This window comes from Pseudomonas sp. YNh, from assembly GCF_037993085.1.
GTDB classification, from domain to species: domain Bacteria; phylum Pseudomonadota; class Gammaproteobacteria; order Pseudomonadales; family Pseudomonadaceae; genus Aquipseudomonas; species Aquipseudomonas putida.
Genome location: NZ_JBBMRJ010000002.1, coordinates 12,155 through 26,280, shown reverse-complemented (window position 1 = coordinate 26,280; position 14,126 = coordinate 12,155). Strand labels below are relative to the sequence as shown.

The following is a 14,126-nucleotide window of genomic DNA, read 5'->3' as shown; positions in this document are numbered from 1 at the left end:
TCTCGAAATCAGGATGCGAACAAGGCATTGAAGGCGCGGGCGCGGCGGGTAACTTCCTGCGCGCTGTCGGCACCGAACAGGCCATGGATCACCGCCAGCAGGTCGGCGCCGTGGGCGACCAGCGGGGCGGCGTTGTCGAGGGTGATGCCGCCGATCACGGCAATCGGCAGTTTCACCTGGGCACGCGCCTGCTCCAGCAGTTCGACGTTGGCGGCGGGCGCGCCCGGCTTGGTAACGGAATTGAAGAAGCGGCCAAAGGCGACGTAGCTGGCGCCTTCGCTGGCGGCCTGGGCGGCCAGGTCGAGGCTGGCGTGGCAGGTGGAACCGATGATCGCCCGGCGGCCGAGCAGGGCGCGGGCCGGGGTTAGCGGGCCGTCGGTCTGGCCCAGGTGTACACCGACGCCCAGGCGTGCGGCCAGTTCGGCGTCGTCGTTGATCAGCAGCTGGGTGCCGTAGCGCTCGCAGAGCTTCATCAGCCCTTCTGCTTCACGCAGGCGGCGCGCCGCGTCGTCACTTTTGTCGCGGTACTGCAGCAGGCACACGCCGCCTTCCAGTGCCGCCTCGACATGGGACAGGAACCGGCCGGCGAGCAGCTGGCTGTCGGTGATTGCATACAGACCGCGTAGCTTCATTGAAAGCCTCGTATCAGGAACAGAAGTCCAGGGGCAGGCGGCGCGGCACGTACTGGCCCCTGCCCAGCTGCTCGGCGTCACGCAGGGTGCGCCAGGTGTAGTCCAGGGCGCTGCGCACGGCGCTTTCCAGCTGCTCGCCGAGGGCCAGGCGGCCAGCCAGGGCGCTGGCCAGGGTGCAGCCCGAGCCATGGTAGCTGCCCGGCAGGCGGTGGCAGGTCCAGGTGTGGAGCTGGCCGTCCTGGGTGTACAGGCGGTTGTGAATTTCGTCTTCGTCGCCGTGACCGCCGGTAATCAGCAGGTGTCTACAGAACGGCAGCAGCTTTTCGGCACATTCGTCGGCGGTGCCTTCGGGCAGTTCGGCGAGGATGCGGGCTTCAGGCAGGTTCGGCGTGGCGATGGTCGCCAGCGGCAGCAGGCGTTCGCGCAGGGCGTAGCCCACTTCGTCCTTGCCCAGGCGGCCACCGCCGCCGGCACGCAGCACCGGGTCGCAGACCAGCGGCAGGTGCGGGTGGGCGGCCAGCAGTTCGGCGACGGTGTCGACCATCTCGATCGAACCGAGCATGCCCAGCTTGACGGCGGCCACCGTGGAGTCGGCCAGCACGGCATTGGCCTGGGCCAGTACCCACTCGCGGTCGAGCACGCGGAAGTCGGAAACGTTGACGGTATCCTGCACGGTCAGGGCGGTCACTGCGGGTGCAGCGTGACAGCCTTGGGCGATCAGGGCTTCGATATCTGCCTGCAGGCCGGCGCCGCCACTGGGGTCGTGGCCGGAGAGACAGAGGACAACGGGGCGGGAGCTGTAGGTATTCATGGTCGGCGAGCTTACCACCAAACCTGTTTGGGCGGATCGTCCGACAAACGAGTTTTACTGATCGATCGGTCAGATTCTAATTGTCTGATCTTCTGAAAGTATTGATTTAGAGCCTTTTCTTTGGTTTTTGATATGGCCGATTGCCAGGTTGCGAAGCTATGCTAGAGTGCTCGGATAACTCGACAAACGGGTTCTGCTGGATCACGTCGTCTCAAACGGATGGGAGGCTACCGCGACGCGACCGGACAGGCCATGCTGGGGCTGTATGCGCTATTTGCTGATTGTGCTTCTGGGCTTGCTGCCCGTGCTGGCCGGAGCGGTCGATTTCGACGACGCTACCCGGCATCTTCCATTGGGCAAGGCCATGCAGGTTTACGAAGACCTCGATGGCAGTGCCAGCATCGCCCAGGTCAGTGCCCCCGGGTTTGCCAAATTCTTCCGCCCCCACCATGAAGACGTGCTGAACGCCGGTTACTCCACCTCGGTGTTCTGGCTCAAGGTCGAGCTGCGCCCCGTTGCCCCGCCCGGCGCTGCCCCGCGGCAGTGGCTGCTGGAGCTGGCCTATCCGCCGCTGGACCACCTCGAGCTGTACTTGCCTGACGGTAGCGGCGTATACCGCCTGGCGCAGCGCACCGGCGATGCCTTGCCCTACGACAGCCGGCAGATACGGCAGAACAACTACCTGTTCAAGTTGCAGTTGCCCCCTGGCAAGGTGACCACCGCCTACCTGCGGCTGCACAGCCAGGGTTCGGTACAAGCGCCGCTGGCGCTGTGGTCCCCTGAAGCCTACCTGGAAGAGCAGCCCACGCGCCTGTATGTGCTGGGGATCATCTACGGCGTGTTACTGGTGATGCTGGTGTACAACCTGTTCATCTACCTCAGCGTGCGCGACGTCAGCTACCTCTACTACATCCTCTATATCGCCTCGTTCGGTTTCTACCAGGTATCGGTGAACGGTGCAGGCGTGGCCTACTTCTGGCCGGACAGCCCCTGGTGGGCGAACGCCTCGACGCCGCTGTTCATCGGTGCGGCGGGCCTGTTCGGCTGCCAGTTCGCCCGGCACTTCCTGCAACTGGGCAACATCAGCCGTGGTTTCGACCGGCTGCTGCAGCTATTGATGCTGGGCGGCGCGCTGGTCATGGTAATGGCGGTGAGCATGCCCTACGGCATTGCCCTGCGCATGGCCACGCTACTGGCGTTGCTGTTCACCGTGAGCATCTTCAGCGCCGGCTTGTACGCCTGGTGGCGTGGCTTGCGCGTGGCGCGCTGGTTCATCATCGCCTGGACGGCGTTCCTGCTTGGCGGGCTGGTCAACACCCTGATGGTGCTGGGCCACCTGCCAAATGTGTTCATCACCATGTATGCCAGCCAGCTCGGTTCGGCGCTGGAGGTAGCATTGCTGTCGCTGGCGCTGGCCGACCGTATCAACAGCCTGCGTGAGCAACAGGCGCAGACCTTGCGCGAGACAGGGCGCACGTTGGAGCAGCTGAACCTGCAACTTGCCAGGAGCAACCGCCTGAAGGACGAGTTTCTGGCCAGCGTGACCCATGAGCTGCGCACCCCGATGAATGGCGTGATCGGCTCGCTGGAGCTGATGCACACCCTGCCGATGGAAGCCGAAATGGCCCAGTACCACCGCACGGCGGTGGGGTCGGCGCAAGGCATGATGGACATGGTCGACGCCATTCTTACCCTGTCCGAGCTGCAGGCAGGCCGCCTGCGCGCGCAGCCGGCGCCGTTCAGCCTGCGCGCGCTGCTGCATGGCTTGCGCGCTGGTTACGCAGGGCAGTCCCTGCGCAAAGGCTTGTACCTCAGCCTGGACATACCGGCCGACCTGCCGGACGGGCTGCTGGGTGACGGGAAGAAGCTGGCCCAGTGCCTGGGCTGCCTGGTGGACAACGGTTTGAAGTTCACCCATCAGGGCGGAGTAATGATCCAGGTGCGCGGCCGCCGGTTGGGGCCGGGCGACCTGGCCTTGACCTTTACCGTCAGTGATAGCGGTATCGGCTTCGATGACCTGGAGCAGTCGACCCTGTACCAGCGGTTCTTCCAGGTCGACGGTTCGATGACCCGGCGGTATGGCGGCCTGGGGATTGGTTTGTCGATCTGCCGGCAGATGGGGGAGTTGCTGGGGGCCAGGTTGGCGCATGAATCGACGCGCGGGTTGGGGAGTCGGTTCGAGTTGAGTTTGAACGTGGCGATTTCGCAGGTGCAGATGACTCCGAATATCCAACAGACGAGGCGTTCGCTGTAGGTTTTTATTGGGGCTGCTTTGCAGCCCTTCGCGGGCTCGCCCGCTCCCACAAGGATCGCGCACAGCTTGGGCTGAGCACAAAACCAGTGGGAGCGGGCGTGCCTGCGAAGGGCCGCAAAGCGGCCCCAAGAGATTCATTGGCTACGATGATTTCAGACTCTTCCTACGGCTCGGGGCTGGTAACTCCACCCTCCTGCGAAATACCCTACAACCTCTGTCGACACGCGTCTGATTGTTCCTGCAAATCCCGCCCTCTAGGCTTTGCCTGTCGCTGACGGTTCAGCGATCGGGTGTGGAAACCTGGCAGTACATATGGTGCTTGTTGTCATGACAGCTGTACGCGGGAGGCTTTCGCCTACCGGGTTTGCCATATGCCTGGATTTCCACTCCGTGTGCAGCTGTCACCCCAATGTGTGGAAACTGACGGGTGGCACATAACGATATGGTGCCCAATCGATGACCGACGAAACCAAAACCACCCCAGGCGTAACCTATTTCTACCAAGGCGAAGGCCAAACCCATCCGCTGTTCCGCATAGCCGAAGGCATCCCCTGCCGCAGCGCCCGCGAGCAGGCCTCCGAGTTGATGGGCTATGCACGGGACTTGTCGCTGACCGGTTTGATGGATGGCGACCAGCAAATGATGTGGGCACCGCATTACTTCGCAGCCATGGCCAAGGCGCTGCTGGATGATGCCGAGCTGGGCTTGATGCGCTGACTTTTGTATTGGCTGTACCGGCCCTTTCGCGGGTGAACCCGCTCCCACAGGAATTGTGCATAGATTGAAAGATGCGGTATCACTGTGGGAATCGGTGCCCCGCGATGAGTCCTCAAGCAAGGCGGCTATATCAAAAAGTAGTTGATGGTCAGCCAGGTGAATCCAATGGTGTTTGCCCAGGATGCGATAACCAATTTCGCTCTCAAGTTTCTGGGTAGTTGATCGTAGTCTCGAGCATCCAGTATGCCTCTGCGGATGCTGGACTTAGGGAATGTAATGGTGCCAGTGATCATGAAAATCACCAAAAGTCTCGAGCGTATATGTTCTTCACCCCAGAGAGCTACGGAATAGGAAAGGCATTTGCTCCGGGAGAGTGATTTGGTCATGCTTGCATATTGGCGAGAGCAGGCTATTTGAATATCTATTGCGAGTGATAGAAGGCCCAGGCAGAATGGTGAGGCCAATATGAGTAGCCGTAATTTGATGTCCAGATGATCAATCATCTTGAATGGCCTCAAAAATGACCTCGCCTAATTTTTCGCCACTTCCCATGCCTAGGAGGCTTCCGGCCAATGCTCCTGCGCCAGTAATCACTACTCCGCACACCAATCCATTGGCTCCGGCTTTCCAGCAAACCTTCGTGGCGGCTTTGCTTCCTATTTTGCCGCCTAGCCAGCCCCCAGCTAGTCCACCAGAAAAATTTCCTGCCTCAGTGACTTTGATCTTTTGGCAGGATTTAACATTGCCTGCTTGGCAAACTTCGGAGATTTTTACCGCCGAACTAGCGCCGCCAACAGTAATGGCAACAGATCCTCCAGCTTTAAGGTATTTAGCCATCTTGGCCAGTTTCTTTAGATGTGTCGAATAACCAGGGATGTGGCTCGGAGCCCCTGCTTTACTCCAGTGGTGTACTAAGCTTCTTGATGATATACCTAAATCCCTGCGGAGGTTTTCATAATTTCCAAGGTTGAGGCGTTTGTTTAAAACGGTTGCTTTTAAGTTTGCACTTAGTTGTGTGAACAGTTTTTGGCGTTCCGCAAAGAACTCAGGGTGCCTAAGATGCCCATGCTTGATGAATTGATCTTTATGCAGGTCTTCAATTTTTCTTAGTATCTCGCTGAGTTCATCCAGCGACCTGCCAACCATCGCCTCACTTACCCCCATCGCCAGGCTCACATCGCTGAGCAAACCGGCAATCTCGGCCTGATGGCGCATCATGAACTCGGCCTCTTCTGGCGTCAGGCTCGCCAACGCTTCCCGCGCCTGCTTCGCCGCACTCATTGCAGTCAGTTCTTCACGCGTGCACACCGGCCGCCGCAAACCGTCGCCGATAACAAAGATCTCACCTGCCTTGAACCCTCGCTGATAGGTCGGGTTCAGTCGTTCCAGAATCGAGCTAGGCAGGTTGGCCTGCGGCGCGCCGAGTTCTGCCAAGACTTCCTGATACGTCACGCAGCGCGGAACAATGTAGAAGCCAGGCTCCATGCCCTGCGCTGTTTTTGAGGGCTGATGTGCCCGAGGTTGATAGCTGCTGCTTACTTGGTTACTCGCTTGGGCCTGTGGTGGTGCCTCATGAACAGGCTCAGGTGCAGGCGCCCTGCGCGACGCCGCAGGGGCGTGTCCACTTGCAACCAGGCGATTGCTGCCCGATGGGCACCCGCATTGCACCAGCGCTCCATCCAGAGCAGTGGGTATGTCGTCCTGCCGCCAGCGGGATTCGCCCTCGATGATGGTGCCCGCTTGTCCACAGAGCGGGCAGGGTGTGGTCGGGTCGCCTTGAAGCAGCCAGTTGCGGCCATGCACGCGGCCCCTGGCCCGGCTGGCAATGCAGATAGCGCCTGTGGTGGTTTGGTCGCCCTCAAGGCCCTGGTATCGGCCAAAGATGTTCATGCGCATGCTCATGGCTTGCCTCTTTTTTGAGGATGAAAGCCAGGAACCTAGCAGCCTCTAGACGGGTATTTTCGGGGCAGGGAGGCTTTAGGAAAGGACCTACAGGGGATAGAGAATTGGACTACAAACCTTCCAGGGTGGCACCGCCTGTCAGCCCTGATGCCTCCCAAGGCATGCGCCGCCCCCACCACACGTTTAGTCATTAATGCCCCTTTGACTCCCCCGCAAGCAGTGCTTCACTGGGTCTCTCAAGCCTACCCGGATCCAGGAGCCCCCCGATGAACCTGCACCAGTACGCTGAAACCCACGAAGTCACCAACCAGCCGCCGCCTCTCGACGGTGCCAACCTGTACCGCCTCGACCTGCCTTTGCAGGAATGGTCACGGCGTTTCGGCGCGGGCTGGGCCGAGTCGCGGATAGATGCCTACGGCGCCCTGGCGGGCGGCCCGCTGATGCAGGCAGGTTTCCTGGCCAACGCGCACAAGCCGGAGTTCATCAGCCACGACCGCTATGGCCATCGCATCGACCTGGTCGAGTTCCACCCGGCCTACCACGAGCTGATGCGTACCGCCGTCGAACACGGCCTGCCTTCTTTGCCATGGGCCGAACCCCGCGCTGGCGCCCATGTGGCACGCGCGTCGATGACTTACATGCACAGCCAGGCCGAAGCCGGTACTGGCTGCCCGCTGACCATGACCTTCGCTGCCGTGCCGGCGCTGCGCCTTCAGCCCGAGCTGGCCGAGTACTGGCTGCCGAAAATCCTTGCCTGCGAGTATGACCCGCGCAACGTCGGCGACCGGCACAAGGCCGGGGTCACCCTGGGCATGGCCATGACCGAGAAGCAGGGCGGCACCGATGTGCGCGCCAATACCACGCGGGCCTACCCGGTAGGGGCACCTGGTCCAGGCCAGCCGTATGAGCTGGTCGGGCACAAGTGGTTCTGCTCGGCACCCATGTGCGATGCCTTCCTCACGCTGGCGCAAACCGAAAAAGGCCTGAGCTGCTTCCTGCTGCCGCGCCATCGCCCGGACGACAACCGCAACCAGTTCTATATCCAGCGCCTGAAGAACAAGCTGGGCAACAGCTCCAACGCCTCCAGCGAGGTGGAGTTCCGTGGTGCGCTGGCATGGATGATTGGGGAGGAAGGGCGGGGTGTGCCGACCATCATCGAGATGGTCGCCATGACCCGTTTCGACTGCATGGTCGGCTCCAGCGCCCTGATGCGCCAGGCGCTGACCCAGGCGGCCCACCACTGCGCGCACCGCAAGGTCGGCGGCCGGTTGCTCAATGAGCAGCCGCTGATGCAGAACGTGCTGGCCGACCTTGCCCTGGAAAGCGAGGCGGCACTGGCCCTGAGCCTGCGTATGGGGCAGGCGCTGGAGCAACCCGACGACCCGCAGCAGGCGCATTTCGCCCGGCTGGTCACGGCGGTTGGCAAGTACTGGATCTGCAAACGGGCGCCGGCCATGATCAACGAGGCCGCCGAATGCCTGGGCGGTGCGGGTTATGTCGAAGACAGCATCCTGCCACGTCTGTACCGCGAGGCACCGGTCAATTCGACCTGGGAAGGCTCTGGCAACGTACAGTGCCTGGATGTGCTGCGGGCCTTGTCCAAGGAGCCGGGCGTGCTCGATGCGCTGTTCGCCGAATTGGGCGACGGGCATGGGGATCCGCGGCTGGCGGCGCATATCGGCAACCTCAAGGGGGCATTTGCCGACACCGGCGACATACAGTACCGCGCGCGGCAGCTGACCGAGGATATCGCCCTGGCGCTTCAGGCCAAGCTGTTGCTGGAGGCGGGCAACGCGGTGGTCAGCGATGCGTTTATCGGTAGCCGCCTGGCGGGTGGTGGACGGGCGTATGGGGCGCTGCCACGGGGTGTGGATGTGCAGGCATTGGTGGTCAGGGCAACACCTGCCTGGCCGAGTTGAGGTGTGTTTGAAGGCCCTATCGCCGGCAAGCCAGCTCCCACAGGTAATGCGCAATGTTCGATACCGGTGGAGGACTTGTGGGAGCTGGCTTGCCGGCGTTGAGGCCGGTACTGACCGCCGGGGATGTAATTGCCATGAAACGCAGGCAAGATGGTTCACATGCATGTCCAGACAGGAAGCACAGTGTGAGCCACGCTTTTGTAGTCGTTGATACCCCCGAACAGGCCGTCGACCGTCTGGCGGCCCTGCATGAACAGGCCACCGGGGCCCTTAGCCAGGCCCTCAAGCGTTACCTGAAGGACCGTACCGAGCCGGGCGCCGATGAGCGCGACCTGTTCCGCTACCCGGCGCTGCGCCTGACCTACTACAGCCACGGTGAGGTCGCCGCCACCACGCGGGCCTATGCCAAGGTGCAGGTGGCCGGCACCTACAGCGTCACCGTCACCCAGCCCGCTGCGTTCCGTGGCTACTTGCTGGAGCAGTTGCGCCCCCTGATGCACGACTACACCGTCACGGTAGAGGTAGGCATCAGCGAGCAGAACATTCCATACCCTTACGTAGTCGACCAGGGCGACGAACTGGCCGGCAGCGGCATTACCGCCGCGCAGCTGGCGCGGGTGTTCCCTAGCACCGACCTGTCGGCCGCCACTGACAACATCGCCGATGGCCTGTACGACTGGGACCGTGCCGAAATTTTCCCACTGGCGCTGTTCGACGCCGCGCGCGTCGACTTTTCGCTGCGCCGCCTGGTGCACTACACCGGCAGCGACTGGCGCCATGTGCAGCCGTGGATCCTGCTGACCAACTACCACCGTTATGTCGACCAGTTCATCAGCCACGGTCTGGAGCAACTTCGCGACGACCCGCGCTTCGTGCGCATGGTGCTGCCAGGCAACGTGGTGATCGAAAAAGCCATGGATCACGGTGAAACCCAGGCCCTGGTCGCCAGCGTGATCTGGCACCGCTACCAGATGCCGGCCTACCATCTGATCGCCGCCGACGGCGACGGCGTGACCTTGGTCAACATTGGTGTCGGCCCTTCCAACGCCAAGAACATCACCGACCACCTGGCCGTGCTGCGCCCGCACTGCTGGCTGATGATCGGCCACTGCGGCGGCTTGCGGCAGTCGCAAACCATCGGCGACTACGTGCTGGCCCACGCCTACATGCGCCGTGACGGCATTCTCGACCGGGTGGTGCCGCCGAACATCCCCATTCCAGCCCTGGCCGAAGTGCAACTGGCCTTGCAGGAAGCGGCTGCGCAGGTTACCGGCGAACGTGGCGAACAGCTGAAGAAACGCCTGCGCACCGGCACCGTGCTGACCTACGACGACCGTAACTGGGAGCTGCGATGGGCCCAGGAACGGCCGTTGATCAACCTGTCGCGTGCCGTGGCCGTGGACATGGAAAGCGGCACTATTGCTGCTCAGGGTTACCGTTTGCGCGTGCCGTACGGCACCTTGCTGTGTGTGTCCGACAAGCCGCTGCACAGCGAGATCAAGCTGCCGGGTTCGGCCAACGCCTTCTACAACCGGGCGGTCAGCCAGCACCTGAAGATCGGCATTGCCGCCCTCGACCTGTTGCGCACCGAGCTCAACTCGCTGCACTCGCGTAAACTGCGCAGCTTCGATGAGCCGCCGTTCCGCTGAGGATCCATGTCACTGCCACCCCGTAACAAGCCGCGCCGCCCCCAGGCGCGGCCTGCCGCCGGCCCGCGTCGCCAGCCCAAGGCGCCGCCGGCCGAGCCGCGCCTGATCCTGTTCAACAAACCGTTCGACGTGCTGACCCAGTTCAGCGACGGCGAAGGGCGCGCGACCCTCAAGGACTTCATCGACATCGCGGGCGTTTACCCGGCCGGGCGCTTGGACCGCGACAGTGAAGGCCTGCTGTTGCTGACCAACGATGGCGGGCTGCAGGCGCGTATTGCCGACCCCAAGCACAAGCTGGCCAAGACTTACTGGGTGCAGGTGGAAGGGGAACCGAGCGACGAGCAATTGCAGCGCTTGCGTGATGGCGTGGAGCTGAACGATGGGCCGACTTTGCCGGCCGAGGCGCGGCGCCTGGAAGAACCCGACCTGTGGCCACGCAACCCGCCGGTACGCTTTCGCAAGAGCGTGCCGACCAGCTGGCTGGAACTGGTGATTCGCGAGGGGCGTAACCGGCAGGTACGGCGGATGACGGCGGCAGTGGGGCTGCCGACCTTGCGTTTGGTGCGGGTGCGGATAGGGGGTTGGGCGCTGGATGGGCTGGAGCAGGGTTGCTGGCGCGAAGTCCCTGCCAAGCTTTAGTTCAGGTCATGAGCCTGTTCGCGGGCACGCCCGCTCCCACAGGGACGGCGCAGTACTCGAAGGCAACGCCAAATCTGTGGGAGCGGGCGTGCCCGCGAATGGGCCCTGAAATTTTTATACGCCTTCGAGAAACCCCACCACCACGCTCTTGATGATAAAGGCCAGCACCCCCAGCCCCAGCACGAAGAACAGGATCAACGTCCCGAACTTGCCTGCCTTGGACTTTTTCGCCAGGTCCCAGACGATGAAACCCATGAAACCGATCAATACGGTGACCAGGATTATCATCATCCACTCTTCGAATACGGCGGGATCCATCTGTGTTCTCCAGGCAGGCTGAGCAGCCGATTATACGCCGGCTACCGTGGGCATTTAACGCAGGTGGGTCAATGGCAGCTCGGTGCTGGCCAACACCTGGTTGAGCACGAAGCTTGAACGCACGCTGGTGACGCCTTCGATACGGGTCAGGCTGCCTAGAAGCAGTTTCTGGTAATGGTCCATGTCCGGCACCACCACTTTGAGCTGGTAGTCGGCATCCATCCCGGTGACCAGGCTGCATTCAAGCACCTGCGGCAGGATACGGATGGCCGCCTCGAAGGTTTCGAAGCGCTCCGGGGTATGGCGGTCCATGCCGATAAGCACGTAGGCGGTGAGGCTCAGGCCCAGCTTTTTGCGGTCGAGCAGCGCCACCTGGCGCGAGATGTAGCCGTCGTCCTCCAGTTGCTTGACCCGACGCGAGCATGGCGAAGGCGACAGGCCTATGCGTTCGGCCAGTTCCTGGTTGGAAATGCGCGCATCGCGCTGCAATTCGGCGAGGATGCTCAGGTCGTAGCGGTCAAGTTTGCTCATGGCATTTGCCCTTTTCTGTTCGTATTGCGGCGAATTATCAATCCAGGGTGAAAAATTGCGCAAGTGCTATTTATCTGAGCAATCTTCGCAATCCTCTGCCGCAACCTGTCCGGTATCTTTATCAACAGAATCACTGCCCGGACATCAGTCCACGGCGACGCGCCCTAGGCGGGCGGTCGCGGCCAGCCATCCAACAGGATGCACTCGGCCCCCGGGCTACACACCTTCCAGAAGACGGTGTGAGGTGAGCCGGCGCCACAAGTGCCGAGCACGGACGACAATTTCAGAAGGGAGGCCCTGTGGCCTCCCTTTTTTCTGTCTGGAAATTTAATTGGCCTGTGGTGCCGTCACGGTAGACTGGCTCTAGTTGCCGTATTTTCTACCGTGAGGAACACCATGAAGTCGCGCATCTGGCAGTTGGCAGGTGTTGTTTTGCTGGGTTTGAGCATCAGCCTGGGGGCCTTGGCCGAAGGGCCGGGTGAGGGGCATGGCGAACGTGGCCAACAGGGGCAGGCAGAAGGTACGCCCGGCCGCTCGCTGAACTCGCGCGACGAAGTGCGCCAGACCCAGCCGCCAAGGCAGGGTTACTATCAGGACATCCCCCGGCGCCACGGCGATAACCATCAATGGGAGGCTGGCGGCCCGGGGCAACGCCCCGGTGGCGACTGGCAGGGGCGCCCGGATGGCCACGGCAATGGTTGGGGGCCTGGGCCGCAGTATCGACCGGGTCACACTGTCGATCATTTCCCCGACCGCTACTGGAAAGTGCCCTACCGGGGGGCGGACTACTTCTACTCCGGTGGCTACTGGTATCGCCCCCATGGTGGCAGTTACATCGTCGTGACCCCGCCTTACGGCGTGCGGGTCAATTACCTGCCGCCCTATGCGCAGGAGGTCTGGCTGGGTGGGGCGATGTTCTTCCTGGTGGCCGACACCTATTACCAGTACCTGGCTGACAGCCAGGAATACGTGGTGGTCAACCCGCCCGTCGGCGCCCCTGCGCCTGTACCGGTGGCACCGGCAAACGGCGGGTATGACGTGGTGGCTTACCCGATGAACGGGCAGGGGCAACAGCAGCAGGAGCAGGACCGCTACCAGTGCCATCGCTGGGCGGTGAGCCAGTCGGGGTTCGACCCGGCGACGGCGACCTACGCACCGGCGGCCAATGTGCTCGACACCTATCGCCGGGCGCTGGGTGCCTGCTTCAGTGGCCGGGGTTACAGCATCAACTAAGCCAGATGTGCTGTCGGTCCCGGCCCTGTCGTCAGCAAGCCAGCTCCCACAGGTATTGCACATGCCGTCAGGCCAGTGCACCCCTGTGGGAGCTGGCTCGCCGGCGATAGGGCCCTTGTTAATTCACACCGGGTCGGCGTGCACCATCACATCCGCCAGAGGATAACGCTGGCGGATCACCCGCGAGGCCTCCACGCACAACCCATGCGCATCATGCAGCGGCAACTGCTCCGGCAGCTCCAGGTGCAGCTGCACGAACCACTGGTTACCCGACACCCGCGTACGCAGGTCATGCACGCCTTTCACCCCGGGTATGGCCAACACCAGTGTGGTCATGTCCTCGCCAACTTCACCGGGCAGCTCCTTGTCCATCAGGATCGCCGTACTCTCGCGGGCAATCTGAAAAGCGCTCCAGAGGATGTAGCAGGCAATGCCCAGGCCGAACAGTGCATCCAGTTGTGGCCAGCCAAAGCGTGCCAGCAACAGGGCCAGCAGAATGCTGCCGTTCAACAGCAGGTCCGAGCGGTAATGCAGGGAGTCGGCCCGCACTGCGGTGGAGCCGGTCAGGCGAATAACCTTGCGTTGCAGTGCCAGCAAGGCAAGGGTCAGCCCCAGCGATAACAGCATCACTGCAATGCCGACGCCGGTATCGCCCAAAGGTTGTGGCGTGTGCAGGCGTTCGGCCGCCTGCACGCCGATCAGCACCGCACTGACGCCGATGAACAGCGCCTGCGCCATACCGGCCAAGGCTTCGGCCTTGCCATGGCCAAAACGATGGTCGTCGTCGGCCGGGCGCAAGGCGTAGTGCACGGCGAGCAGGTTGATGAACGAAGCGACAGCATCCAGTGCCGAGTCGGTCAACCCGGCCAGCAGGCTCACCGAGCCGCTCAGCCACCAGGCCAGCGCCTTGCTCAGCACCAGGATACTGGCCACCGCCAGTGAAGCGCGGGTGGCAAGGCGTAGCAGGCGCTGGTGTTCAGCCGAGGTGATCATCCGTGGTCCAGGTCCGTGAGTGGGTGTCAGGCTGCCGGCACCAGGCCCAGGCTGGCCAGCTGTTCGACACTGCCGCGGTGCTGGATCAGCCGTGGGTCGTTCAGCGGCAGGCGCTGGCCCAGTTCGCTTTCGATGATGGCCTGCAACTTCAGGTTGTCGACCTTGCCGTCGGGGCTGACCGCTTCCTGCAGCTTGGCCGGGTCGACCTGGGCGGTGCGGCCACCCGGGTAGTAGATGGCGCCAGTGGCGAAGTCGATGCCGAAGGCAATCAGCCCCGGGATGACGTAGAACAGAATGCCGATGGCGTCCATTGCGGCTACCACGGGGTCGATCTTGCCGCCGATCTGGCCGCGCCGGTCCGGGTAGAAAATGGTACCGCAGGCCGTCAGCTGGGTCAGCAAGGTGGCGATGAGGGCGCCGCCGATGACGCGGGATGGGATGCGCATGTAAATCTCCGAGAAGGTATTCATCAGGGCAAGCGAAGCGCCTGCGCCTGAAGCTTAAGACCATGATAGAGCAGGCTGGGTT

13 protein-coding genes are annotated in these 14,126 nt (G+C 62.4%); 6 read left to right on the top strand and 7 right to left on the bottom strand.

What is annotated here, in order from left to right:
* Positions 1-8: 8 nt before the first annotated feature.
* Positions 9-632: a thiamine phosphate synthase gene (gene thiE, locus WF331_RS02105; RefSeq protein ID WP_016501788.1), complete on the bottom strand. Its 624-nt coding sequence runs from the start codon at positions 630-632 to the stop codon at positions 9-11.
* Between the two features lie 13 nt (positions 633-645).
* On the bottom strand, positions 646-1,443 hold the full coding sequence (locus tag WF331_RS02100) for a hydroxymethylpyrimidine/phosphomethylpyrimidine kinase (RefSeq protein ID WP_016501787.1): 798 nt from the start codon (positions 1,441-1,443) through the stop codon (positions 646-648).
* Between the two features lie 265 nt (positions 1,444-1,708).
* Between WF331_RS02100 and WF331_RS02095 the strand changes: the two genes are divergently transcribed.
* Positions 1,709-3,697: a sensor histidine kinase gene (locus WF331_RS02095; protein ID WP_016501786.1), complete on the top strand. Its 1,989-nt coding sequence runs from the start codon at positions 1,709-1,711 to the stop codon at positions 3,695-3,697.
* A 456-nt stretch (positions 3,698-4,153) separates the two neighbouring features.
* Complete coding sequence (locus tag WF331_RS02090; RefSeq protein WP_340622621.1) at positions 4,154-4,414, top strand: DUF3077 domain-containing protein; 261 nt, start codon at positions 4,154-4,156, stop codon at positions 4,412-4,414.
* A gap of 495 nt (positions 4,415-4,909) precedes the next feature.
* Here WF331_RS02090 and WF331_RS02085 read toward each other — a convergent pair whose 3' ends face one another.
* Complete coding sequence (locus WF331_RS02085; protein ID WP_041168144.1) at positions 4,910-6,310, bottom strand: PAAR domain-containing protein; 1,401 nt, start codon at positions 6,308-6,310, stop codon at positions 4,910-4,912.
* A 272-nt stretch (positions 6,311-6,582) separates the two neighbouring features.
* Here WF331_RS02085 and WF331_RS02080 point away from each other — a divergent pair, with 272 nt between their 5' ends.
* From WF331_RS02080 to WF331_RS02070, 3 genes are all read left to right on the top strand, one after another.
* Positions 6,583-8,235 carry an acyl-CoA dehydrogenase family protein gene (locus tag WF331_RS02080; RefSeq protein WP_016501783.1) on the top strand — a complete coding sequence of 551 codons (1,653 nt, stop codon included), beginning with the start codon at positions 6,583-6,585 and terminating at the stop codon, positions 8,233-8,235.
* A gap of 134 nt (positions 8,236-8,369) precedes the next feature.
* The gene (amn, locus tag WF331_RS02075; RefSeq protein ID WP_217436105.1) at positions 8,370-9,884 is read left to right on the top strand and encodes an AMP nucleosidase; all 1,515 of its coding nucleotides are present in this window, start codon (positions 8,370-8,372) and stop codon (positions 9,882-9,884) included.
* Positions 9,885-9,890: 6 nt separating this feature from the next.
* Positions 9,891-10,523, top strand: a complete 633-nt coding sequence (locus WF331_RS02070) for a pseudouridine synthase (RefSeq protein ID WP_084966609.1) — start codon at positions 9,891-9,893, stop codon at positions 10,521-10,523.
* 114 nt (positions 10,524-10,637) lie between these two features.
* Here WF331_RS02070 and WF331_RS02065 read toward each other — a convergent pair whose 3' ends face one another.
* Both WF331_RS02065 and WF331_RS02060 read right to left on the bottom strand, forming a co-directional pair.
* Complete coding sequence (locus WF331_RS02065; protein WP_003249787.1) at positions 10,638-10,841, bottom strand: DUF2788 domain-containing protein; 204 nt, start codon at positions 10,839-10,841, stop codon at positions 10,638-10,640.
* A gap of 54 nt (positions 10,842-10,895) precedes the next feature.
* On the bottom strand, positions 10,896-11,372 hold the full coding sequence (locus WF331_RS02060; protein ID WP_016501780.1) for an Lrp/AsnC family transcriptional regulator: 477 nt from the start codon (positions 11,370-11,372) through the stop codon (positions 10,896-10,898).
* A 396-nt stretch (positions 11,373-11,768) separates the two neighbouring features.
* Between WF331_RS02060 and WF331_RS02055 the strand changes: the two genes are divergently transcribed.
* Positions 11,769-12,605, top strand: a complete 837-nt coding sequence (locus WF331_RS02055) for a DUF6515 family protein (protein ID WP_016501779.1) — start codon at positions 11,769-11,771, stop codon at positions 12,603-12,605.
* A 123-nt stretch (positions 12,606-12,728) separates the two neighbouring features.
* On the opposite strand, the gene WF331_RS02050 is transcribed toward WF331_RS02055, so the two are convergent.
* Both WF331_RS02050 and WF331_RS02045 read right to left on the bottom strand, forming a co-directional pair.
* Positions 12,729-13,598: a cation diffusion facilitator family transporter gene (locus WF331_RS02050; RefSeq protein ID WP_016501778.1), complete on the bottom strand. Its 870-nt coding sequence runs from the start codon at positions 13,596-13,598 to the stop codon at positions 12,729-12,731.
* A 26-nt stretch (positions 13,599-13,624) separates the two neighbouring features.
* Positions 13,625-14,044: a hypothetical protein gene (locus WF331_RS02045; protein ID WP_016501777.1), complete on the bottom strand. Its 420-nt coding sequence runs from the start codon at positions 14,042-14,044 to the stop codon at positions 13,625-13,627.
* Positions 14,045-14,126 lie beyond the last annotated feature (82 nt).